Source organism: Streptomyces durbertensis, assembly GCF_014156695.1.
In the GTDB taxonomy this organism is placed as follows: Bacteria; Actinomycetota; Actinomycetes; order Streptomycetales; family Streptomycetaceae; genus Streptomyces; species Streptomyces durbertensis.
The window spans coordinates 1-20711 of record NZ_WMLF01000017.1 but is presented as its reverse complement, the minus strand read 5'-3'; the positions used below and the strand labels follow the sequence as shown (position 1 = coordinate 20711).

General features: G+C 73.5%; 19 protein-coding genes. 7 read left to right on the top strand and 12 right to left on the bottom strand.

What is annotated here, in order from left to right:
• Positions 1-14: 14 nt before the first annotated feature.
• Together GL263_RS02285 and GL263_RS02280 are read right to left on the bottom strand one after the other, a co-directional pair.
• Positions 15-893: an arylamine N-acetyltransferase family protein gene (locus GL263_RS02285; protein WP_182853830.1), complete on the bottom strand. Its 879-nt coding sequence runs from the start codon at positions 891-893 to the stop codon at positions 15-17.
• 17 nt (positions 894-910) lie between these two features.
• Positions 911-2296 (bottom strand): acyltransferase family protein, encoded by a 1386-nt coding sequence (locus GL263_RS02280; RefSeq protein WP_182853842.1) that lies wholly within the window; start codon positions 2294-2296, stop codon positions 911-913.
• A gap of 223 nt (positions 2297-2519) precedes the next feature.
• Here GL263_RS02280 and GL263_RS02275 point away from each other — a divergent pair, with 223 nt between their 5' ends.
• The 4 genes from GL263_RS02275 to GL263_RS02260 all read left to right on the top strand — a co-directional run bounded on the left by GL263_RS02275 (position 2520) and on the right by GL263_RS02260 (position 6425).
• Complete coding sequence (locus tag GL263_RS02275) at positions 2520-3290, top strand: SDR family NAD(P)-dependent oxidoreductase (RefSeq protein ID WP_182853841.1); 771 nt, start codon at positions 2520-2522, stop codon at positions 3288-3290.
• Between the two features lie 203 nt (positions 3291-3493).
• The gene (locus GL263_RS02270; protein ID WP_182853829.1) at positions 3494-5194 is read left to right on the top strand and encodes a carbon starvation CstA family protein; all 1701 of its coding nucleotides are present in this window, start codon (positions 3494-3496) and stop codon (positions 5192-5194) included.
• Positions 5191-5448, top strand: coding sequence for a cory-CC-star protein (locus GL263_RS02265; protein ID WP_182853828.1), 258 nt, complete (start codon positions 5191-5193; stop codon positions 5446-5448). The genes GL263_RS02270 and GL263_RS02265 overlap by 4 nt, the downstream gene beginning before the upstream one ends.
• Positions 5439-6425 (top strand): ArsA family ATPase, encoded by a 987-nt coding sequence (locus GL263_RS02260; RefSeq protein ID WP_182853827.1) that lies wholly within the window; start codon positions 5439-5441, stop codon positions 6423-6425. The genes GL263_RS02265 and GL263_RS02260 overlap by 10 nt, the downstream gene beginning before the upstream one ends.
• A 25-nt stretch (positions 6426-6450) precedes the next feature.
• On the opposite strand, the gene GL263_RS02255 is transcribed toward GL263_RS02260, so the two are convergent.
• The 6 genes from GL263_RS02255 to rsmI all read right to left on the bottom strand — a co-directional run bounded on the left by GL263_RS02255 (position 6451) and on the right by rsmI (position 11956).
• Positions 6451-7371 (bottom strand): 4-(cytidine 5'-diphospho)-2-C-methyl-D-erythritol kinase, encoded by a 921-nt coding sequence (locus GL263_RS02255; protein WP_182853826.1) that lies wholly within the window; start codon positions 7369-7371, stop codon positions 6451-6453.
• 47 nt (positions 7372-7418) lie between these two features.
• Positions 7419-8288, bottom strand: coding sequence for a 16S rRNA (adenine(1518)-N(6)/adenine(1519)-N(6))-dimethyltransferase RsmA (gene rsmA, locus GL263_RS02250; RefSeq protein ID WP_182853825.1), 870 nt, complete (start codon positions 8286-8288; stop codon positions 7419-7421).
• A complete protein-coding gene (locus GL263_RS02245) occupies positions 8285-9466 on the bottom strand; it encodes a resuscitation-promoting factor (RefSeq protein ID WP_323379215.1) in 1182 nt (393 codons plus the stop codon). The genes rsmA and GL263_RS02245 overlap by 4 nt, the downstream gene beginning before the upstream one ends.
• A gap of 138 nt (positions 9467-9604) precedes the next feature.
• Positions 9605-10447 (bottom strand): TatD family hydrolase, encoded by an 843-nt coding sequence (locus GL263_RS02240; RefSeq protein WP_182853824.1) that lies wholly within the window; start codon positions 10445-10447, stop codon positions 9605-9607.
• Positions 10448-10559: 112 nt separating this feature from the next.
• Positions 10560-10865, bottom strand: a complete 306-nt coding sequence (locus GL263_RS02235) for a hypothetical protein (protein WP_323379214.1) — start codon at positions 10863-10865, stop codon at positions 10560-10562.
• 239 nt (positions 10866-11104) lie between these two features.
• Positions 11105-11956 carry a 16S rRNA (cytidine(1402)-2'-O)-methyltransferase gene (gene rsmI, locus GL263_RS02230; RefSeq protein WP_182853823.1) on the bottom strand — a complete coding sequence of 284 codons (852 nt, stop codon included), beginning with the start codon at positions 11954-11956 and terminating at the stop codon, positions 11105-11107.
• Between the two features lie 99 nt (positions 11957-12055).
• Between rsmI and GL263_RS02225 the strand changes: the two genes are divergently transcribed.
• Both GL263_RS02225 and GL263_RS02220 read left to right on the top strand, forming a co-directional pair.
• The gene (locus tag GL263_RS02225) at positions 12056-13807 is read left to right on the top strand and encodes a dolichyl-phosphate-mannose--protein mannosyltransferase (protein WP_182853822.1); all 1752 of its coding nucleotides are present in this window, start codon (positions 12056-12058) and stop codon (positions 13805-13807) included.
• A gap of 174 nt (positions 13808-13981) precedes the next feature.
• Positions 13982-15664: a penicillin-binding transpeptidase domain-containing protein gene (locus GL263_RS02220; RefSeq protein ID WP_228456035.1), complete on the top strand. Its 1683-nt coding sequence runs from the start codon at positions 13982-13984 to the stop codon at positions 15662-15664.
• A 106-nt stretch (positions 15665-15770) separates the two neighbouring features.
• On the opposite strand, the gene GL263_RS02215 is transcribed toward GL263_RS02220, so the two are convergent.
• Positions 15771-16595, bottom strand: a complete 825-nt coding sequence (locus tag GL263_RS02215) for a trans-aconitate 2-methyltransferase (RefSeq protein WP_182853820.1) — start codon at positions 16593-16595, stop codon at positions 15771-15773.
• Between the two features lie 150 nt (positions 16596-16745).
• Between GL263_RS02215 and GL263_RS02210 the strand changes: the two genes are divergently transcribed.
• Positions 16746-17243, top strand: coding sequence for a MarR family winged helix-turn-helix transcriptional regulator (locus tag GL263_RS02210; protein WP_182853819.1), 498 nt, complete (start codon positions 16746-16748; stop codon positions 17241-17243).
• Positions 17244-17438: 195 nt separating this feature from the next.
• Here GL263_RS02210 and GL263_RS02205 read toward each other — a convergent pair whose 3' ends face one another.
• The 3 genes from GL263_RS02205 to GL263_RS02195 form a co-directional block, all read right to left on the bottom strand.
• On the bottom strand, positions 17439-18149 hold the full coding sequence (locus GL263_RS02205; protein WP_182853838.1) for a LuxR C-terminal-related transcriptional regulator: 711 nt from the start codon (positions 18147-18149) through the stop codon (positions 17439-17441).
• 137 nt (positions 18150-18286) lie between these two features.
• The gene (locus GL263_RS02200) at positions 18287-18967 is read right to left on the bottom strand and encodes a response regulator transcription factor (RefSeq protein ID WP_182853818.1); all 681 of its coding nucleotides are present in this window, start codon (positions 18965-18967) and stop codon (positions 18287-18289) included.
• Positions 18968-19182: 215 nt separating this feature from the next.
• Positions 19183-20711, bottom strand: a 1529-nt coding sequence (locus GL263_RS02195) for an outer membrane protein assembly factor BamB family protein (RefSeq protein WP_182853817.1), incomplete at its 5' end; no start/stop codon positions are given.

Sequence of the window (20711 nt, the reverse complement as noted above, 5' to 3'; positions counted from 1 at the left end):
TGGGCCGGGCGGGCTCAGACCGCGGCGGAGGGAGCGGCGGGCGCCGGGGAGGCGTCCTCCTCGGCGAGCCGTGCGACGCGGGCGACCAGCGCGGCGCGGTCGGAGGCGTCCAGCTCGATGTCGAACAGCGCCTCCAGTACCTCCGGCAGCTCCTCGGGGGCGAGGTGGCGGACCTCCTCCGGCCGGCCGGGCCGGACCGTCCGCAGCTCAAGCCCGTCGAGCCGGTGCCGCACACCGTCGCCGAGCCACTGCGTGTAGGGGCGGGCGGCAAACGGCGAGCGCGGCCAGGTCGACACGTAGTGGTTGCCGACCTGGTAGTCCACCGGGTGGCGCGGCAGGTCGGCCGTGATGTGCGCGTCCCGCACCTCGTCCCCGGCGATCTCCTGCCACAGCCAGTAGAGCCCCTCGCGGACCAGCCGGAAGTGCCAGCCGCCGGCGGACACCTCGGCGCCGTCGACGAACTCGGCGGGTTCCAGCGCGGTGAAGCCGAAGCCGACGTCGCACAGCCAGCGTTTCCCGGTGTCCGGCACGGTGACCCGCAGCACCGCGTGGGTCTCCGGCAGCACCGCGCCGGCCGGCTGCCCGTACCGGACCCGGCCGAGCAGCGCCTCCACCCCGAAGCCGAACCGTTCGAGCACGGCCGCGAAGAGCGTGACGTGCTCGAAGCAGTAGCCGCCGCGCCGCCGCCCGACGAGCTTGCGCTGCAGGCTGGGCAGGTCGAGGGGGATCGGCCGGCCGAGCTGGATCTCCAGGTTCTCGAACGGGATGGTCGTCACATGGCGGCGGTGCAGCTCGTGCAGCGCCGCGGTGGTCGGCGCGTGCTCCCCGGTGTAGCCGACGCGGTCCAGATAGGCGTTGAGGTCGAGCTCTTCGGACTTCCAGGTGGTGGTCATGAGGGCAACATAGGACCTCAAGTCCGCTTGAGGTCAACGTCCACGGGCGGGGAGCCGCGACGGGCGGAAGAGGCGCGGCCCGCGCGCTCCACCAGCAGCCAGCCCGCCAGGACCAGGCCGATCGCCACCGGAGCCGTCATCGGCACCGCCACCAGCACCGCCGAACGTCCCTCGAAGAGCCCGCCGAGCCCCACCATCGACAGCCCGAGCACCCCCAGCAGCGCGGCGCTCACGCCGAGCGCCGCCAGCGTCGGGCCGCCGGACGCCGGAGGTGTGAACGGGCGCTGGAGCGCGGGCAGTTCGAAGCGGCGGAAGGCCGTGACAAGCAGGGCGGTCAGCAGGGCCGCGGCCAGCAGACGCAGCGGAAGCTGCGCCCACCAGGCGGCCGTCGCCGGCTCCGGAAGGCCGACGCCGAGCGCCAGCAGACCGCCGTAGACGCCGAGCATCGCCGTCAGGTGCCACAGGAACGCCGTCATGGCGACGCCGTTCGCCGCGACGACCAGCCGCCACGCCCGGGGCCGGTCGAGCAGCCGGGCCGCCGGGGCGCGCAGCAACTCCACCGCGCCCACCAGCCACAGCGCGTGGCAGAGCAGCGCCAGGGTCGGGGGTGCCATGTTGCTGACCTTCTCCCCGGGCATGCCGACCATGGAAAGCGGGTACGGCCCCAGCCACACCAGCAGCGCCGCCGACACCAGCCCGCCGGCCGCCAGCGCCGCCGGTACGCCCGGCATCCGCAGCCGGCCGTCCGCACGCAGGAAACCGAGCTGGTGCACGGCGAGCCAGACGAACGCGAAGTTCAGGAACTCCACATACGGCAGCCCGAGTGCGAAGCGCGCCACGTCCACGGCGGCCGCCGCGCCCACCAGGGCGCCGAAGGCGCCCCAACCGAACCGCTCGTGCGCCCGCAGCAGCGGCGGCGTCAGCGCGACCATCGCCAGGTAGATGCCGACGAACCACAGCGGCTGCGTCACCAGCCGGAACGTCGCCGCCGTCAGCGGCCCCGGCGAGGTGAGCGACTGCACCAGCACCGCGCCGGCCGTCCACACCACCACAAACGCCGCCGTCGGACGCAGCAGCCGCTGCAACCTGGCCCGCAGGAAGGCCGGATACGGCGAGGCACCGCCGGCGCGGCGGCGCAGCGAACAGTAGGAGAGCGCGTGGGAGAAGCCGCCGACCAGGAAGAACACCGGCATCACCTGGAACAGCCAGGTGAGCGGCTGCAGGGCCGGCAGCACGGCGAGGAGGTTGCCCACCTCCGGGTCGCCGCCGGCCCCCGTCCCGACGGCGGCCATCAGCCAGTGGCCGAGGACCACCGTGCCGAGGGACGCCACCCGCAGGAGATCCACAAAGCGTTCCCGGTCCCGGGGCGTCGCGGCGGCCAACTCAGCGGCGGTCGTCGGCACGGTCGTCGGCGGGGGCGTCGCCGCGGACCTCGGCGGGGGCGTCGGTGCGGACGCCTGCGCGGGCGTGGTGGTCATACCGTCAGCGTTCCGTGCGGCGGCCGAAGGCGGTATCCGCGCGGGTACTCAGAAGCACCCTGAGTACCCGGCCGGCGCCGACCGGTCCGCCGGGGCGGCGAGCCGTGAACTCCGGTACTACGCTTGCCGGATGGAGGAGACGTCGACCATGCGCCGGTTCGCCGGGCACAGCGTGCTCATCACCGGCGCGGGCAGCGGGATCGGGGCGTCCACCGCCCGGCGGCTGGCCGCCGAGGGCGCGGCCGTACTCGTGACGGACGTCGACGTCCAGCGGGCCCGGCACGTCGCCGCCGCCGTGGAGGAGGCCGGCGGTACCGCCGCCGCGCAGCGCTGCGACGTCACCGACCAGCGGGACGCGGAGGCCGCCGTCGCCCGCGCCGTGGAACTCTTCGGTCGGCTCGACGTGCTGGTCAACAACGCGTTCGCCTGCCACCCGGACGCCGCGCGCTTCGAGGACACCGACGACAACGAGTGGTTCGAGGACTTCGACGTCACCGTGCACGGCGCCTACCGCTGCACCAAGGCCGCCATGCCGTCCCTGGCCGCCGCCGACGGCCGCGGCGCGGTGGTGAACATCGGCTCGGTCAACGGCATCCAGGACTTCGGCGCGCACTCCTACAGCGCCGCGAAGGCCGCGCTCGGCTCGCTGACCCGGACGCTCGCCGTGCAGAGCGCCGCCCGCGGCGTACGCGTGAACATGGTGGCGCCCGGCACCGTCGACACCCCGGCCTGGGCCGACCGCGCCGAGGCGCTGCGGGAGGCCGCGGGCCGCTACCCGCTGGGGCGGGTCGGCCGGCCCGAGGACATCGCGGCGGCGGTCGCCTACCTCGCCTCCGCCGACGCCGCCTGGGTGACGGGCGTGACGCTGCCGGTCGACGGCGGCATCCTCGTCCACAACCCCGGCTTCCGCCCAACCTAGCCAGACCAGACCAGACCAGACCAGACCCAGCCAGACCTGGGACGTGCCGCGCGGAGCAGCCCTCGGCAGAAGAAGCCCTCGTCAAAGGTCTTGGGTGACCGGGTTCCGAGGATTAGGGTCGGCGGCTGTCTGCCGGGTGCGCACTCCGTGCCGGGCGGTGGCTCTGTTCGCCGAAGTCTCCCCGAACCCGGAGGGCACGTCGCATGAACGCACTTCCGCTGCTGTTGATCGGTCTCGCGATGTTCGCGGGCGGGTACGTCCTCTACTCGAAGTTCCTCGGCAACCGCGTCTACAAGCTCGACGCGTCCTTCAGAACGCCCGCGCACGAGCTCAACGACGGTGTGGACTACGTCCCGACCAACAAGTTCGTGCTGTGGGGCCACCACTTCACCTCGGTCGCGGGCGCGGCGCCGATCGTGGGCCCGGCGGTCGCCGTGATCTGGGGCTGGCTGCCGGCGTTCCTGTGGGTCACGCTCGGCACGGTCTTCTTCGCGGGCATGCACGACCTGGGCGCTCTGTGGGCCTCCGCGCGCAACAAGGGCCGCTCGATGGGCTCGCTCTCCAGCCGCTACATCGGCGCCCGGGGCGCGAACCTCTTCCTCGTCGTGATCTTCCTGCTGCTGCTGATGGTGATCGCGGCCTTCGCGGTGGTCATCAAGAACCTGCTGATCGGCACCCCCTCGGCTGTCATCCCCGCCTGGGGCGCGGTCGCGGTGGCGCTGCTGGTCGGTCAGGCGGTGTACCGCTACAAGATGAGCCTCGGCCTGGTCACCGTGGTCGGTGTCACGGCGCTCTACGGCCTGATCCTCCTCGGCGACGCCTACCCGGTGGAGCTGCCCGACCCGATCCTGGGCATGTCCCCGGGAACGTTCTGGATCCTCGCCCTCTTCGCCTACGCCGGCATCGCCTCCCTGCTGCCGGTGTGGGTACTGCTTCAGCCGCGCGACTACATCAACGGCGTCCAGCTCTTCGTCGGCCTCGGCATCCTCTTCGTCTCGGTGCTGCTGAGCGCCCCCACGATCGTCGCCCCGGCCCTCAACGACGCCGTGCCCGCCGGCACCCCCGACCTCCTGCCGCTGCTCTTTGTCACCATCGCGTGCGGCGCGATCTCCGGCTTCCACGGCATGGTCTCCTCCGGCACCACCTCCAAGCAGCTCGACAAGGAGACCGACGCCCGCTTCGTCGGCTACTTCGGCGCGGTCGGCGAGGGCCTGCTCGCGCTCGGCGCGATCATCGCCGCCGTCGCCGGCTACCGCACGGTGGCCGACTGGGAGGCCGTCTACACGGCCTTCGGCCAGGGCGGCGTCGGGGCGTTCGTCGCGGGCGGCGGGGAGATCGTGCACAGTGGTCTGGGCCTGCCGGCGTCGCTGAGTTCGACGGTCCTGGCCACGATGGCGATCCTGTTCGCCGCCACCACCATGGACACCGGTCTGCGCCTGCTGCGCTTTGTCGTCCAGGAGGCCGGCGAGGTCGCGAAGCTGAAGGTCAACAACGGTGTCGGCACGCTTGTCGCGCTCGCCGCCGGCCTGGGACTCACCTTCAGCCAGGGCGCCGACGGCTCCGGCGGACTCCGCATCTGGCCGCTGTTCGGCACCAGCAACCAGCTGCTGGCCTCCCTGACCCTGTCCATCATCGCGGTCATGCTGATCCGCAAGCGGCGCAACCCGCTGCCCGCCCTGGTGCCGCTCGCGGTGGTGTTCGTGATGTCGTTCTGGGCCGCGCTCGCCCAGCTCGGCGACCTCTACGAGGCCCGGGACTGGCTGCTGCTGGGCATCGACGTGGTCATCATCGTCGCCGCCGTGTGGGTCGCCTTCGAGGCGGTCGTCGCGATGCGGCGGGCGTCCCAGGAACCGCCGGAGGCGCCCGACGCGGACACGGCGGAGAAGGCCGGGCTGCGGAGGTGAGCAGCCGCTGGGCCGCGTTCCGGGCCGGACTGGAGGAGTTCTACGCCGGTCCCTACCGGCGTACGCTGGCCCGTGCCCGGCGCGAGGAGGACGACCTGTTCCGGATGGTCGTCCTCGCGGAGGCCCTGGGCGTGCCCGACCCGGCGGCGTACTACACCGCCGAGCTGATGCCCGCCCTCTACGAGGACTTCCACGCCTGGCACCGCCGCATGGGTATGGACCGCTCGCCACTGGAGCACGTCGGATGCTGCTAGACCTCGTCACCTCGCGCCGGGTCGTCTTCGTCGGCGGCAAGGGCGGGGTCGGCAAGACGTCCGTCGCGGCGGCGCTCGCCCTCGGCCGCGCCGGGGCGGGCGCCCGCGTGCTGCTCGTCTCCACCGACCCGGCCCACAACCTCGGCCACCTCTGGGGCCGTCCCGTGGGCGACACACCCACCCGCCTCGCCGGCCCCGGGGATCCCGCCCCCGGGGCCGCGGGGTACGTCGACGGGCTGGAGATCGACCCGGAACGCACCGTCGACCAGCACCTGACGGCGGTCGCCGCCACCATGCGGCGGCTGCTCCCCGAGCGGATGCACCAACCGGCCGCCCGGCACCTGGAACTGGCCAGGCAGGCACCCGGCACCCACGAGTCGGCGGTGCTGGAACGCGTCGCCGAGGCGGTGGAGCTCGGCGAGGACTCCTACGACCTAGTCGTCTTCGACACCGCCCCGTCCGGTCACACGCTGCGGCTGCTCGCGCTGCCCGAGCAGCTCACCTCGTGGACCGAGGCGCTGCTCGCCAACCGCGACCGGTCCGACCGGTTCGCCGCCGCTGTGCGCGGCCTCGGCGGCGGCCGGGAGGAAACCGACCGTGACGCCGAGCTGCGCCGCGTCCTCGTCCGCCGGCGCGACCGCTTCACCCGGCTGCGCGAGGCGGTGACGGACCCGGCGCGGACCGGCTTTGTGCTTGTCCTGACCGCCGAGGTCCTGCCGATCGCCGAGACAACCGAGGTGCACGCGAAGCTCACCGGCATGGGCGTCGACGTGGCCGCGCTTGTCGCCAACCGCCGTTCCCCGGCCGACGCCGGGGCCCTGCTCGCCCGGCGCCGCGCACAGGAGGACACGCACCTCGCCCGGCTGCGGCGGCAGGTCCCGGACGTCCCGCTGCTCGACATCCCGCTGCTGCCGGGGGACCTGGTCGGCGCCGAAGCGCTCGGCGTGCTGGCCGACCTGCTCGGCCCCACCTCCTGAGGCGCGGTCGGCCCCGCCGGGCACCTCAGGGCAGGACTTCGGCTCCCCGGGCGGGGGAGGCGGCGACGCGGGCGGTGCGGCAGGTGCCGGAGGCGGCGAGGGCCTTGGCGATCAGCTCGGCGGCGTCGGCGTCGGCGGCGAGGAACGCGCAGGTCGGGCCGGAGCCGGAGACCAGGGCGGCAAGCGCGCCGGCGCCGGTACCGGCGTCCAGCGTCTCGCGCAGCGACGGCCGCAGCGACAGCGCGGCGGGCTGGAGGTCGTTGGAGAGGGCGGCGGCCAGCGCCGTGGCGTCGCCGGCGTCGAGCGCGGCCAGCAGCTCCGCCGAGGGCGCGGGTTCCGGCGCCCGGCCGCCGGTGAGCCGGTCGAACTCGCGGTAGACGGCCGGGGTGGAGAGCCCGCCGTCCGCGGTCGCGAACACCCAGTGGAAGGCGCCGCCGACCGGAAGCGGTGTCAGCCGTTCGCCCCGGCCCTCGCCGAGGGCCGCGCCGCCGACCAGCGGGAACGGCACGTCCGAGCCCAACTCCGCGCAGATCGCCAGCAGTTCCTCGCGGGGTGTGGCGGTGCCCCAGAGCGCGTCGCAGGCCAGCAGGGCGCCCGCCGCGTCGGCGCTGCCGCCGGCCATGCCGCCGGCGACCGGGATGTCCTTGCTGATGTGCAGACGCACATCCGGGCGCAGGTTGTGGTGGGCGGCGAGGCGGACGGCAGCGCGGGCGGCCAGGTTGCTGCCGTCCAGCGGCACCAGCGAGGCGTCCGGGCCGGAGCAGGTCAGCTCCAGCCCCCCGGCCCGGGTGGCGGTGACCTCGTCGTAGAGCCCGACGGCGAGGAAGACGTTGGCGAGGTCGTGGAAGCCGTCCGGGCGCGGCGGGCCCACGGCGAGCTGGACGTTCACCTTCGCGGGCACACGTACGGTCACGTGGTCGGCGGGCGTCGCCGGCGCTGACGTCATGCGGGACACGTTCCTCGTCGGGCTGGTAGGGACATCAAGGGCCGGCGTCAGGAGCCGGACCGGGCGGGGCGGTGTTCGGCGATGGCCGCGAAGTCCGTCACCGTCAGCGCCTCGCCGCGTGCCTGCGGCGAGACCCCGGCGGCCGTCAGCGCCTCCTCGGCGGCGGCGGCCGAACCGGCCCAGCCGGCGAGCGCGGCGCGCAGCGTCTTGCGGCGCTGCGCGAACGCCGCGTCGACGACAGCGAAGACCTCCTTGCGGCTGGCGGACGTCTTCGGCGGCTCCCGGCGGACCAGGGACACCAGCCCGGAGTCGACGTTCGGCGCCGGCCAGAACACGTTGCGGCCGATCGCGCCGGCCCGCTTCACCTCGGCGTACCAGTTCGCCTTGACCGACGGCACGCCGTACACCTTGGAGCCGGGGGCGGCGGCGAGCCGGTCGGCGACCTCGGACTGCACCATGACCAGCGTGCGCTCGATGCCGGGGAAGACGGCCAGCAGGTGCAGCAGCACCGGCACGGCCACGTTGTACGGCAGGTTGGCGACCAGCGCGGTCGGCTGCGGGCCGGGCAGCTCGTCGACGCGCAGCGCGTCCGAATGCACCAGGCGGAACCGGTCGGCGCGTTCGGGCAGCCGCGCCGCGACGGTCGCCGGCAGCGCGGCGGCGAGCACGTCGTCGATCTCCACGGCCGTCACCGCGTCGGCGACCTCCAGCAGCGCCAGCGTCAGAGAGCCGAGCCCGGGTCCGACCTCCAGCACGACGTCGTCGGGCCGGACCTCGGCGGTGCGGACGATGCGGCGGACCGTGTTGGCGTCGATCACGAAGTTCTGGCCGCGCTGCTTCGTGGGCCGTACGCCCAGCGTCGCGGCGAGCTGACGGACGTCGGCCGGGCCGAGGAGGGGATCGGGGGCGGTACTCACTGGTGCAGTTTACGGCCGCAGACCGGCCACGGGCTCGCCCCCCGCTGCACGTACAGCCGCTTCGCCCGGTACGTCTGCTCGGCGGCGCTGGCGTCCTGCGGCCGGCCGGAGCCGCCGACGGACTGCCAGGTGCGCACGTCGAACTGGTAGAGACCGCCGTAGGTGCCCGACGGGTCGACGGCGTTCGGGCGGCCGCCGGACTCGCAGCGGGCGAGCGCCGCCCAGTTGAGGTGGTCGGCGCCGCCGACCGAGGTGGGCTGCGGCCTGGTGCCCACGAGGACGACCTGGGTACGCGGCTCGCGCACCACCTTCGCGGACAGCCGGCGGGGCCGCTGCGCCCGCCCGTCGACCGTGCGCCGCTCGTAGACGACCCGGCGCACCCCGGGCACGCCCTGCTGCCGCACGACCTCGGTGCCCTGCTGGTGCTCGGCGGAGGGGACGCGTTCCACACGGAACGGGATGGCCTCCTCCCGGGTCCTGGTGTCGGCGGTGATCCGCTGCACCGAGATCGTCTGGCCGTCCTCCGGGAAGTCGGTCAGCGGGACGGAGACCACGTCCTGCTCGCCGAGGGTGATCCCGGCGTCGTCGAGCGCGTCGCGCACGGTCGCGGCGTTGGTGCGCAGCTGCCGCACCCGGCCGTCGGCGAGCACGGACACGCTGCGTTCGGTGCGCACGTCCAACTCCATGCCGCGCAGCCCGATGCGGCGGCTGCGGGAGGCGGACAGGTGCGCGCCCTCGGCGCGCACGCCGAGCTGGCGCAGCGCGCCGGAGACGGTGTGCGCGGTCGTCCACAGCTGGCGCCGGGTGCCGTCGAGGGTGAGCGTCACCGGGCGGCCGTAGCGGACGGCGACCGTGTCCCCGTCGGTGAGGCGTTCGTGCGGGGCGGGCGCGACCAGGTCGCGGCCGGTGACCGCGACGCCCTCCCGGTCGAGCAGTTCGGCGACGCTGCCCGCGAAGGTGCGCACGCTGCGGCTCTCGCCGTCCACGCTCAGCTCGACGACCTTGTCGTGCGTGACGAAGGCCGACGCCCCTCCGGCGAGCATCATCAGGACAAGCGTCTGCGGCAGCAGCCGGCGCAGCGTGTCCCGGTCGGCGGGCGCGGCCTCACCGCCCCTGCCGCGCTGGGCGGCCCGGCGGCCGCCCCGTCCTGCCCGGTGGGTTCCCTGCGATGCGCTCAACGAGACTCCCCGCGCTCATAAGGCGTTGCGGGCCGGGACCCTAGCCGAGCGGCGGTCACGCCACAAAATCAGTCCGACACGGAAAGTGACGGAGGGTGGGGTGCGGGGCCGGGCTCGCGGCCCCGGCGGAGGTGGGGATCAGTACCGGAACGCGCGGGCGGTGTTGGCCGCGACGTGCGCCGCGAGCTCGTCGACCGGCATGCCCTTCGTCTCCGCCATCGCCCGCAGCGTCACCGGAACGAGATACGGCGCGTTCGGCCGTCCGCGGTACGGCGAAGGAGTGAGGAACGGCGCGTCGGTCTCCACCAGCACCAGTTCCGGCGGCGCGGCGGCCAGCGCGTCCCGCAGCGGCTGGGCGTTCTTGAACGTGACGTTCCCGGCGAAGGACATGAAGTAGCCGCGCTCGGCGCAGCGCCGGGCCATCCCGGCGTCGCCGGAGAAGCAGTGGAAGACGGTGCGCTCGGGGGCGCCCTCCTCCTCCAGCAGCCGCAGCACGTCCTCGTGCGCGTCCCGGTCGTGGATCACCAGCGCCCGGTCCAGCTCCTTCGCGAGCCGGATGTGCCGGCGGAACGACTCCTGCTGCGCGCCGACACCGTCCGGGCCGGTGCGGAAGTAGTCCAGGCCGGTCTCGCCGACGGCCTTCACCTGCGGCAGCGCGGCCAGCTCGGCGATGCCGTCGATCGCGGCGGCCAGCGCGTCGGGGCCCTCCTCCAGGGCGAGCCTGGCGGCCTCGTTGGGGTGCAGCGCGACGGCGGCCCAGACCGCCTCGTGCTCGGCGGCCACCTTCACCGCCCAGCGGGCCCGGTCGAGGTCGCAGCCGATCTGGACGACCGTGGTCACACCCACCGAGGCGGCCTTGGCCAGCGCCTCCTCGACGCCGCCGTCCTGCATGTCCAGATGGGTGTGCGAGTCCGCGACCGCCACCGTCAGGGGGGTCGGCAGCGGTGGCGCCGGCTGCGCCTCGCGTCGCTTGTCAGCCATGCCGACGATCCTAGGACGGCTTTCCGTCGGCCCCGCACGCGCGTCGGGGCGGCCGCACATGCCGGCCCGCCCCGAGGTGGCAGCCACTCGGGGCGGGCCGGGGCCGGTGGGCTCAGAAGCGCCGGTCCTGGGTGAAGGGAAACGCCGACCGCATGGCGGATATCTGGTCCGCGCGCGCGACCCGCACCTTGTGTTCGTCGCAGTTGACGCAGGTGACCATGGAAAGCGGCGAGGGGACCCGCTCACCGTTTGTGTAGTAGATGAAGAACGGCTTGTTGTCGCGGTCGATGTGCTGTTCGATGTCGTAGGTCTGCTTCCAGGCGTACCCGCAGTGCAGGCAGGCGAAGCCGTAGACCTCGCGAACCGTCTCGAAGGCTCCCGGAGCCGTCTTCCTCTGGGTGTTTCCGATGTCCGTCACGGCAGCTCCCTTCCACTACCAGTGGACGCCTCGGCGGCGGAAAAGGCATCAGACCCATCCGGAAACTGGACAGCGTTTTGATCGTAGATGGGGGAAGGCGCTGGCCGCACTGCCCGAGCTTTACCCCCGAGGGTAGCTCTTTACCGAACGGTACGTTCCGCGGGCGCTTTCCTTTACCGATTCCTCAGACGCCCGGGAAGACGCCCGGAAGCCCCCCGGAAGACGCCCGGAACGGAACCTCACCCCTCGGTGGTGTTCTTCGCCGCCACGACCGCGTCGAACACCTCGCGCTTGGGCAGTCCCGCCTCCTTGGCGACGGCGGCGATGGCCTCCTTGCGGCGCTCACCGGCCGACTCCCGCACGGCGACCCGCCGGACGAGCTCGGCGGCGTCCACCTCGCCGGGGCCCGCCTCCGGCGCGCCGGAGACCACCACGGTGATCTCGCCGCGCACCCCGTCCGCCGCCCAGCGCGCCAGCTCGGCCAGCGGGCCGCGCCGCACCTCCTCGTACGTCTTGGTCAGCTCCCGGCAGACGGCCGCGGGCCGGTCGTCGCCGAACGCCTCGGCCATCGCCGCCAGAGTCGCGGCGAGCCGGTGCGGGGCCTCGAAGTAGACCAGCGTGCGCCGGTCCGCGGCGACCTCCCGCAGCCGGGCGAGGCGTTCGCCCGCCTTGCGCGGCGGGAAACCCTCGAAGCAGAACCGGTCCACCGGCAGGCCCGACAGCGCCAACGCCGTCAGCACCGCCGACGGGCCGGGCACCGCCGTGACCCGCACCCCGCGCTCCACGGCCGCCGCCACCAGCCGGTACCCCGGATCGGACACCGACGGCATGCCGGCGTCGGTGACCAGCAGCACCCGCTCCCCGGCGGCCAGCGCGTCGGCCAGCTCGGGTGTGCGGGCGGCCTCGTTGCCCTCGAAGTAGGAGACGACCCGCCCGGCCGGCCGCACCCCCAGCGCCTGCGTGAGCCGACGCAGCCGCCGGGTGTCCTCGGCGGCGATCACGTCCGCCTCGGCGAGTTCCCGCGCCAGGCGGGGCGGGGCGTCCTCGACGTCCCCGATGGGCGTTCCGGCCAGTACGAGCGTTCCAGTCACCCGAGCATCCTCGCACCCGCGCGGCGGCCCGCCGTCGAGCCTTCGCACACGGCCCGGCCGGGGACCGCTTTCCCGTCCCGCCGAAGGGCGTTCCCTACGATGGCCCGCGTGAGCAGTGACACCGTGCCGTCGACGCACGCAGCCAAGCGCGGGGAGACCCGCAGGGACGAGGCGCGCTCCTGGCAGGCGCGGTTGCGTCGCTACGGCTACACGCCGCCACCGCACGCCTCGGTGCGCGGGCGGCTGGTGCCACCGCAGCCCAAGCCCGGCCGCACGCCCTGGTCGGCCCTGGGCATCGAGCCGCGCTGGCGGGGCTGGGGCGGCCCGCTGCTCGTCGCCCTCTTCGCCGGGCTGCTGCGCTTCTGGCAGCTGGGCACGCCGCACGCGGTGATATTCGACGAGACGTACTACGCCAAGGACGCCTGGTCGCTGCTCCAGTTCGGCTACGAGGCCCAGTGGGGCGACAACGCCAACGACCTGATCCTCGCCGACAACCCGACCGTGCCGCTGTCCGAGGACCCCTCGTACGTGGTGCACCCGCCGATGGGCAAGTGGGTCATCGCGATCGGGTTGCGGCTGTTCGGCCTGGAACCGTTCGGCTGGCGCTTCATGGTCGCCCTGCTGGGCACCCTGTCTGTGCTGATGCTCTGCCGCATCGGACGCCGCCTCTTCCGCTCGACGGCGCTGGGCTGCCTGGCCGGCGGGCTGCTCGCCGTGGACGGCCTGCACCTCGTCATGAGTCGCACCGCGCTGCTCGACCTGGTGCTGATGTTCTTCGTGCTGGCCGCCTTCGGCGCGCTGCTCGTCGACCGCGACCGCAGCCGGGCCCGACTCGCCGCCGCGCTCCCCGAGGACCGGCCCGACCCGCTCATCGCGGCCACCGCCAAGCTCGGCCTGCGCCCCTGGCGGCTGCTGGCCGGCGTGTGCCTCGGCCTGGCCGTCGGCACCAAGTGGAGCGGCCTGTACGTGCTGGCCGCGTTCGGGCTGCTGACCGTGCTGTGGGACGTCTCGGCGCGCCGCACCGCCGGCGCCCGCCGGCCGTACCGGGCGGTGCTGCGCCGCGACGCCGTGCCGGCGTTCCTCTCGCTGGTGCCGGTCGCGCTTGTTGTCTACCTCGCCTCGTGGACGGGCTGGTTCGCCACCCGGGGCGGCTACTTCCGCGGCTGGGCGGACAACCGCCGCGGGCTGTCCCCGGACGAGGTGACGCTGCCGCTGCTGGGGAGGATCTCGCTGCCGCAGTTCGACATGACCTGGGTGCCGGCGCCGCTGCGCAGCCTGTGGCACTACGAGTCCGAGGTGTACAGCTTCCACCGGCAGCTGACCTCCGAGCACCGCTACGAGTCGAACCCGTGGAGCTGGCTGGTCGCCGGCCGGCCCGTCTCCTACCACTACAACTCCCGGGAGCTGGGCGCCGAGGGCTGCATGGAACCCAGCGGCTGCGCCCGCGAGGTGCTGGCGCTGGGCACGCCGATGCTGTGGTGGGTCGGCGTCGCCGCGCTGGTCTACGCCCTCTACCGCTGGGTGCTGCGCCGGGACTGGCGCGCGGGGGCGATCCTGTGCGGCCTGGCCGCCGGCTACCTGCCGTGGTTCCTGTACCAGGAACGCACGATCTTCTACTTCTACGCCGTGGTGTTCGTGCCGTTCATCTGCCTCGCGGTGGCGATGCTGCTGGGCGCGATGGCCGGGCCGCCGGGCGCCACCGAGGCCCGCCGGGTGGTGGGCCTGGTCGTCGGCGGCGCCCTCGTGCTGCTGATCGTGTGGAACCTCGTCTATTTTTGGCCGCTCTACACCGCCGGGGAACTGTCCGTCGACGAATGGCGTGCCCGCATGTGGTTCGACACCTGGATCTGATCGGGCCGCCGGCGGCTTCCGGGCCGCCCGGTAGGGCCGTTGGTAACGGCCTGGAACCGGGCGGCGGGCGTCGTGCGGCCCGCCGGGTGTCGTGCTCTAGGGTGCCTCGGAGGCCCTTGGTGGGTGCCGGGGCGGGGTGGAGAGTCAGGAAGACTTATGCGTGATGGTCAGAGAATGGCGCTGATCGGTGCCGCCTGCGCCGTTGTCGTGGGCGCGGCCGGGGTCGGCGCCTACGCGCTTGTCAGCGGAGGGGACGACGCGGGGGCCCAGAGCCGGACGGCCGGGTCGGCGGGGCCGGCGGAGAAGAAGCCGGAGGCCGTGCCGACGGGACCGCCGAGCGCCGCCGAGGTGCGGACCACCGCACGCGAGTTCCTGGCCGCCTGGCAGTCCGGCGACCTGGCGGCGGCGTCCTCCCTGACCGACGACAAGAAGGCCGCGGCGACGGCCCTGAAGAGCTTCCGGAACGACGCGAAGGCGGAGTCCGTCACCCTGACCGAGGGCACGCGGCAGGACGACGAGGTGCGCTACGAGGTGAGCGCCGCCATCCGCTACGACGAGGAGCTGGACACCACCCTCGACTACAACACCTCCCTCACCGTCGTCCGGGACACCAGGACCGGCCGACCCGTCGTCAAGTGGCAGCCGACGGTGGTGCACCCGAAGCTGAAGGCCGGGCAGCGCATCGTCACGGACGCCGCCGGCGACCCGGAGGTCACCACCGTCGACCGCAACGGCACCGAGCTGACGAAGGAGGAGTTCCCGGAGCTCGGCGCGATCCTGGACGACGTACGCAAGCGGTACGCCGACAAGACGGACGGCACGGCGGGCGTGGAGACCCGGATCGTCACCGGCGGCGCGGACGCGGAGGGCGCGGAGGCGGCGGAGGCGAAGAAGGAGGACAAGGAGGACAAGGACGTCGCGACGCTCAGTGTGCTCTCCAAGGGCACCCCGGGCGAGCTGCGCACCACCCTGGACGCCAAGCTCCAGAAGGCCGCCCAGCGCCAGCTCGCAGGCAAGGCGAAGGGCTCGGCCGTCGCGATCCGGCCGAGCACCGGTGAGATCCTGGCCGTCGCCAACACCCCCGCCACCGGCTTCAACTCCGCGCTGCGCGGCTCCCTGGCCCCGGGCTCGACCTGGAAGGTCGTCACCTCCGGGATGCTCATCGACAAGGGCCTGGCCAAGAGCGCCGCGCAGCACCCCTGCCCCAAGTACTTCACCTACGGCGGGTGGCGCTTCCAGAACCTCGACAAGTTCGAGATCAAGGGCGGCACGTTCGCGCAGTCCTTCGCGGCCTCCTGCAACACCGCCTTCATCAGCCAGGCGCCGGACCTGAAGAACGACGACCTGACCGCGTACGCCAGGGACGCCTTCGGGCTGGGGCTGGACTGGCAGGTCGGCACGGGCACGTTCGACGGGGCCGTGCCGGTGCAGTCGGACGCCCAGATGGCCGCGTCCCTCATCGGCCAGGGCGCCGTGCGGATGAACCCGCTGACGATGGCCTCGGTGGCCGCGACGGTCAAGGACGGCACCTTCCGGCAGCCGGTCATCGTGCCGCAGTCGCTGGACAACCGGACGCTCGCCCGCGCGCCGCGCGGGCTGTCGGCGACCACCGCCGCCGAACTGCGCGCGCTGATGAAGCAGACCGCCGTGGGCGGCACGGCCGCCGAGGCGATGGCGCCGGTCGGCGGCGACAAGGGCGCGAAGACGGGGTCGGCGGAGGTCGACGGGCAGGACAAGCCGAACGCCTGGTTCATCGCGTACAAGGACGACCTGGCGGTCGGCGCGGTGATCCCGAACTCCGGCCACGGCGGCAAGAACGCCGGCCCGGTGGTCGCCGCGATCCTCAACGCGGGCTGAGCCGCCGCCTCGCACGCGGGCCGGGCCGCCGCCTCGCACGCGGGCTGAGCCCCCGCCTCGCACGCGGGCCGGGCGGGACCGAGGTGTTGGTCCCGCCCGGTGTGCGTCAGGCGTCCGGGCGGCGCGCCACCCCGAAGATCCGCCGGAAGGGGAAGGCCGTGCCGTGCGGCCCCGGCGGGTACGCCTCGCGCAGCCGCTCGCGGTACTCGGCCAGGAACGCCTCCGTCGCGGCCGGGTCGTCCCGCAGGGCGGTCAGCACTGGCCGCAGCGCGGTGCCCCGCACCCAGTCCAGCACCGGGTCCTCGCCGTCGAGGAGTTGGACGTAGGTGGTCTCCCAGACGTCCGCCTCGCAGCCGAGGTCGGCGAGGCGCTCCAGGTACTCCCCGGGTTCCAGGATGTACACGTAGCGGCGGCCGAGTTCGCCGACACGGTCGCGCCAGCGCGGCGAGTCGCAGAGTTCGCCGAGCAGGGCGTGGCTGGGCGAGACGAAGTTGCCCGGCACCTGGAAGGCGAACACCCCGCCGGGGCGCAGGGCGCTCATCCAGTCCTTGAAGCGGTCGGCGTGTCCGCGTACCCACTGGAGTGCCGCGCTGGAGGTGATGAGGTCGTGCTCGCCGTCGGGTGTCCAGGTGGCGATGTCGGCCCGTGCGAAGTCCAGCCGGCCGCCGGCGGGTGTGGGGCCCGCGAGGGGGGTGGCGGCGGCCAGCATGTCGGGCGAGCTGTCGTAGCCGGTGACGTAGGCGGTCGGCCAGCGGTCCAGCAGCAGGGTGGTGACGTTCCCCGGTCCGCATCCCAGATCGGCTATTCGGGGGGAGGCGCCGGCGTGCGGCAGTTCGGGTATCCGGTGGAGCAGGTCGTGGAACGGCCGGGTGCGGTGACCCGCGTGGCGGAGATAGACCTGGGGGTCCCACGTCGGTGGTGCGGCGGGCATCAAAGCGTCCTCCTTGCGGAATGCGGACCTGCGCCGCCTGTAACGGCAGGTCCTGCGATCGGAGCCTTCCACCGGTGGACCCTCAGCATCCCTCCGGTTTTGTCTTGATGTCAAGAAACTTCATACCGACAGAACTACTACACTGGGGGCATGGAGGACGAGGTTGATCGACTGGTGGCAGCGTGGCGCCGAGAGCGCCCGGATCTCGACGTGGAGCCCCTTGAGGTGCTCAGCCGCGTCAGCCGACTCGCCCGTCACCTCGACCGGGCCAGGCGGCTCGCCTTCGGCGAACACAACCTGGAGTCCTGGGAGTTCGACGTCCTCACCGCGCTGCGCCGGGCCGGCGACCCGTACCAGCTCTCACCCGGTCAGCTGCTCACCCAGACCCTCGTGACGTCGGGGACGATGACCAACCGCATCGACAGGCTCGCCAAGAAGGGCCTGGTGGAACGCCTGCCGGACCCCACCGACCGGCGCGGTGTGCTCGTCCGCCTCACCGCCGAGGGGCAGGACCGCGCCGATCGCGCGCTGGCGGGCCTGCTCGACCAGGAGCGCGCGATCCTCGCCGAGTTGTCCGGCGCGCAGCGCGCCGAGCTGGCCGCCCTGCTGCGCCGGCTCACCGCACCCTTCGACAACATCCCCGGCTGACCCGCGGCTCGGTGGCCGCGCGGTGCGCCCCGCGCGCCCGCCGGGGCGGCGGTGGGCCGCCCACCCGTGGCGGGCATCCGCCAGGGGCGCGAGACCGAGGCGAACCGCCCGGCGCGTGGATGCACGGCGCGCGCCGGACGGCGCACGCCGTGCCCCGCACGCCCCCGGTCGGGGGTGACACCCCCCGACCGGGGCTCACGTCCGCGCGTGCTCGGTGTCCACCGGGCCCACCCCCGCCCGCCGGGCCAGCGCGACCGCCGCCAGCGTGGAGTGCACCCCCAGCTTGCCCAGCACGTTCTGCATGTGGGTGCGGACCGTGTGCGGCGACAGGAACAGGCGCTCGGCGACCGCCTTGCGGCCGAGCCCCGCCACCATGCAGCGCAGCACCTCGTGCTCACGCGGCGTCAGCGCCGCGACCAGCTCCTCGCTCTCCGTGCGGTGCCGGCGCGTGGCGGTCAACTCCCGCAGCACGCCGGTCAGCAGCGCCGGGGGCAGATGCGTCTCACCCCGCAGCACGCCCCGGACGACCTGGAGCAGCCGGCTCAGCGAGCAGTCCTTGGCGACCCAGCCGCTCGCCCCGAGCTGGAGCGCGGCGGCCGCCCGGCGCGGGTCGGCCCGCCCGGCCAGCACCACCGTGCGCAGCTCGGGCCGGCCGTGGTGCAGCCGGGAGAGCAGCTGCGAGCCGTTCACCGCCTCTCCCGGCGGCAGCGGCCCGCACATCTCCACGTCGATCAGCAGCACACCGAACGGCCGCCCGGCGGCGGCCGCCTGCTCGAGGCAGCGTTCGGCGGCCTGCGCGCCACCCACGGCGGACGACTCCACGTCCTGCTCCGCGGCCAACGCGGCGGCCAGCGACTCGGCGAAGATCCTGTGGTCGTCGGCGACCAGAACCCGGATTCGTTGCACACGCACCCCCAGTGCTTCTGCGCCTGAACAGCGTACGGCTCACCCTCCCGGCCGGGCAGTGCGCCGCCCGGCCCCGGTCCACCGATCCGCGACCCACGGCGCCCCGGCGGGGCGGCGGCCTGCGGTCGGTGCCGCCGTCAGGGCGGGTCGCGGTGGGCGTGCGCGGATTCCAGCAGCCCGGTGCGGGCCGCGAGCGCCGCCGCCTCCAGGCGGGAGCCGACGTCCAGCTTCATCAGCACCCGCTGCACATGGGTGCGGGCGGTGCTGGGAGCTATCCGCATGCCCTCCGCGATGAGCTGGGTGTCCTCCCCCTCCGCGACACGCAGCAGCACCTCCACCTCGCGCGGGGTGAGCAGCGCCAGCAGCCGGGCGCCCTCGTCGTCCGGCTCCTCGGCCGGGTTCAGCAGCTCGTCGAAGGCGTCCCGCAGCACCTGCGGCGCGACCGCCGCCTCACCGGACCGCGCCTTGAGCACCGCCCGCTCGACACCCTCGATGCGCTCGTCCTGCCGCACGTAGCCGCAGGCGCCGGCGGCGAACGCGGCGGCCACGCCGCGCGCGTCGGGCACCGGGCCGAGCACCACGACCGCCGTCGCCGGCCGCTCCCGGCGTATTCGCCCCAGCGCCTCGAACGCGCCGGGCGCCGACGGCGCCGCCGTGCCCCACAGGCAGACCTCCGGGGCCCGGCTCAGTACGAGGTCCGCGGCACCCGCCCCCGGCGCCGCGGCGGCCACCACCCGGTGCCCGCGAAGCTTCAGCGCCGAGGCGAGCGCCTCCGCCAGCAGCCGGTGGTCGTCCACCACCATCAGCCGCACACTCATCCGGCCCCCTGACCTCTCCCCACACCTGGGCCCGCCGCACAGCGTGCAACGGGCCCTCCGTTGCCCGGGAAGCTACACGTTCGTGTGCGTGTGTGTGCCCCCAACCGTGCAGAACGTACGAATCGCGCCGCGATCCGGTGAGAACAGGAAACAGGAGGGGGAAAGCGTGAGGGCCGGATGGGCACTGTGCCCACCCGGCCCTCACGTGCCGGCGGTCAGCGGATGGCCACCAGCCAGCCGCGGTTGCTCTCCGGCCGCGCCGACAGCCGCGGCGAGGTGACAAAGAGCGTGTTGTCCGCCCAGTACGGCAGCGGACGGAAGTAGACGTCCCGGATGGCGTCCCGCTCGTCGGAGCTGAACCGCAGGAACGGCTTCGCCTTACCGGTCCGCAGGTCGACCTCGGTGAGCATGCCCGGGTCGGAGAAGCTGCCCATCTCCAGGGCGAGCAGCTTGCCGTCGTGCATCGCCAGCGGCGACGTCTGCCCCTCGACGGTCGGCTCGGAGGTCCAGGCCACCTTGCCGGAGTCCAGGTTGTAGGCGACGATCTCGTTGGTGCTGCGTCGGTCGCCCTGGTGCATCTTCGTCTCCAGGAAGAGCAGTTCGCTCTCCTTGTCGACGACGACGTTCCAGCAGTGGCCCATGCTCAGGGCGGCGCAGGAGAAGGTGTACCGCTCGGGGTCGATGCTGATCCGCTTGCGCAGCTTCATCGAGTCCGAGAGCACGGCGAGGTTGGAGATCTTGAAGGAGCTCTCCGCGGCCCGGCTGAGTCCGACGATCACCGGCGAGGTGCTGTACACGTTCTGCGGGGTGTTCCCGGCCGGCGCCTTCCACTCGGCGGTGGTCTTGCCGTCCTGGTCGACCATCCGCACGGTGCCCTCGCGGTTGAAGCCGCAGCGGTTGATCACGACAAACGCCTCGCCGCCGCCGTAGCTGTAGTCGCGGCAGGTCTCGTAGCGGTTGTTCGACCACAGCTCCTTGCCGTCGGACAGCCGGTAGCCGACGTTGCCGCCGATCCACACGATGCCGCCGAGGTTCCCGCTGACCGCGACCTGCGCGGTCGTCGCGCGGGCCACGTCGCCGTCGGGGGACGGCAGGTCCTTCTCCCACAGCTGGCGGCCCTTGGCCAGGTCCACGCCCATGGCCTTCTCGCACTTCAGACCCCACTGGATCAGGGTCTTGCCGCCGTTGCCGCTGGTCTCGGCCGCGTTGCAGCTGTCGCCGCGGACGGCCTTGAGGAACCAGGCCTCCTTGCCGCTCTTGATGTTGTACGCGCGCAGTCCGTCCGGCTCGTAGCGGATCACGTTGCCGCCGAAGAACCAGACACCGGTCGTGTACATGCTGGTGTCGACCTGGAAGCCCTCGGGGACCTTGGCCTGCCAGGCGATCTCCGCGTCCTGGTCCTGCTTGGGCACGGTCGTCGGCGGCACGTCGCGCATGGCGTCGGGGCCGCTGCCGCCGGTACCGCCGCCCTCGTCACCGCCGCCGCCCTCGGTGCCGCCGCTGGTCTCCCCGGACTTCTTGTCGCCCTTGTTCGCGCTGTCGTCCGTATCGCCGCCGCGGGTGGCGAAGAAGACGGCCGTCACCGCGACGAGCGCGACCGCGACCACCGACGCGATGATCACGAGCAGCTTCTTGCTCCCGCCGCCCTGCGGCATGCCGGTGGACGGCATGGGGTGGGTGGGCTGCTGGTAGTACGGGTTCGGTCCCGGCTGCTGGCCGTAGGGGCTGTCTCTTATACACAGCT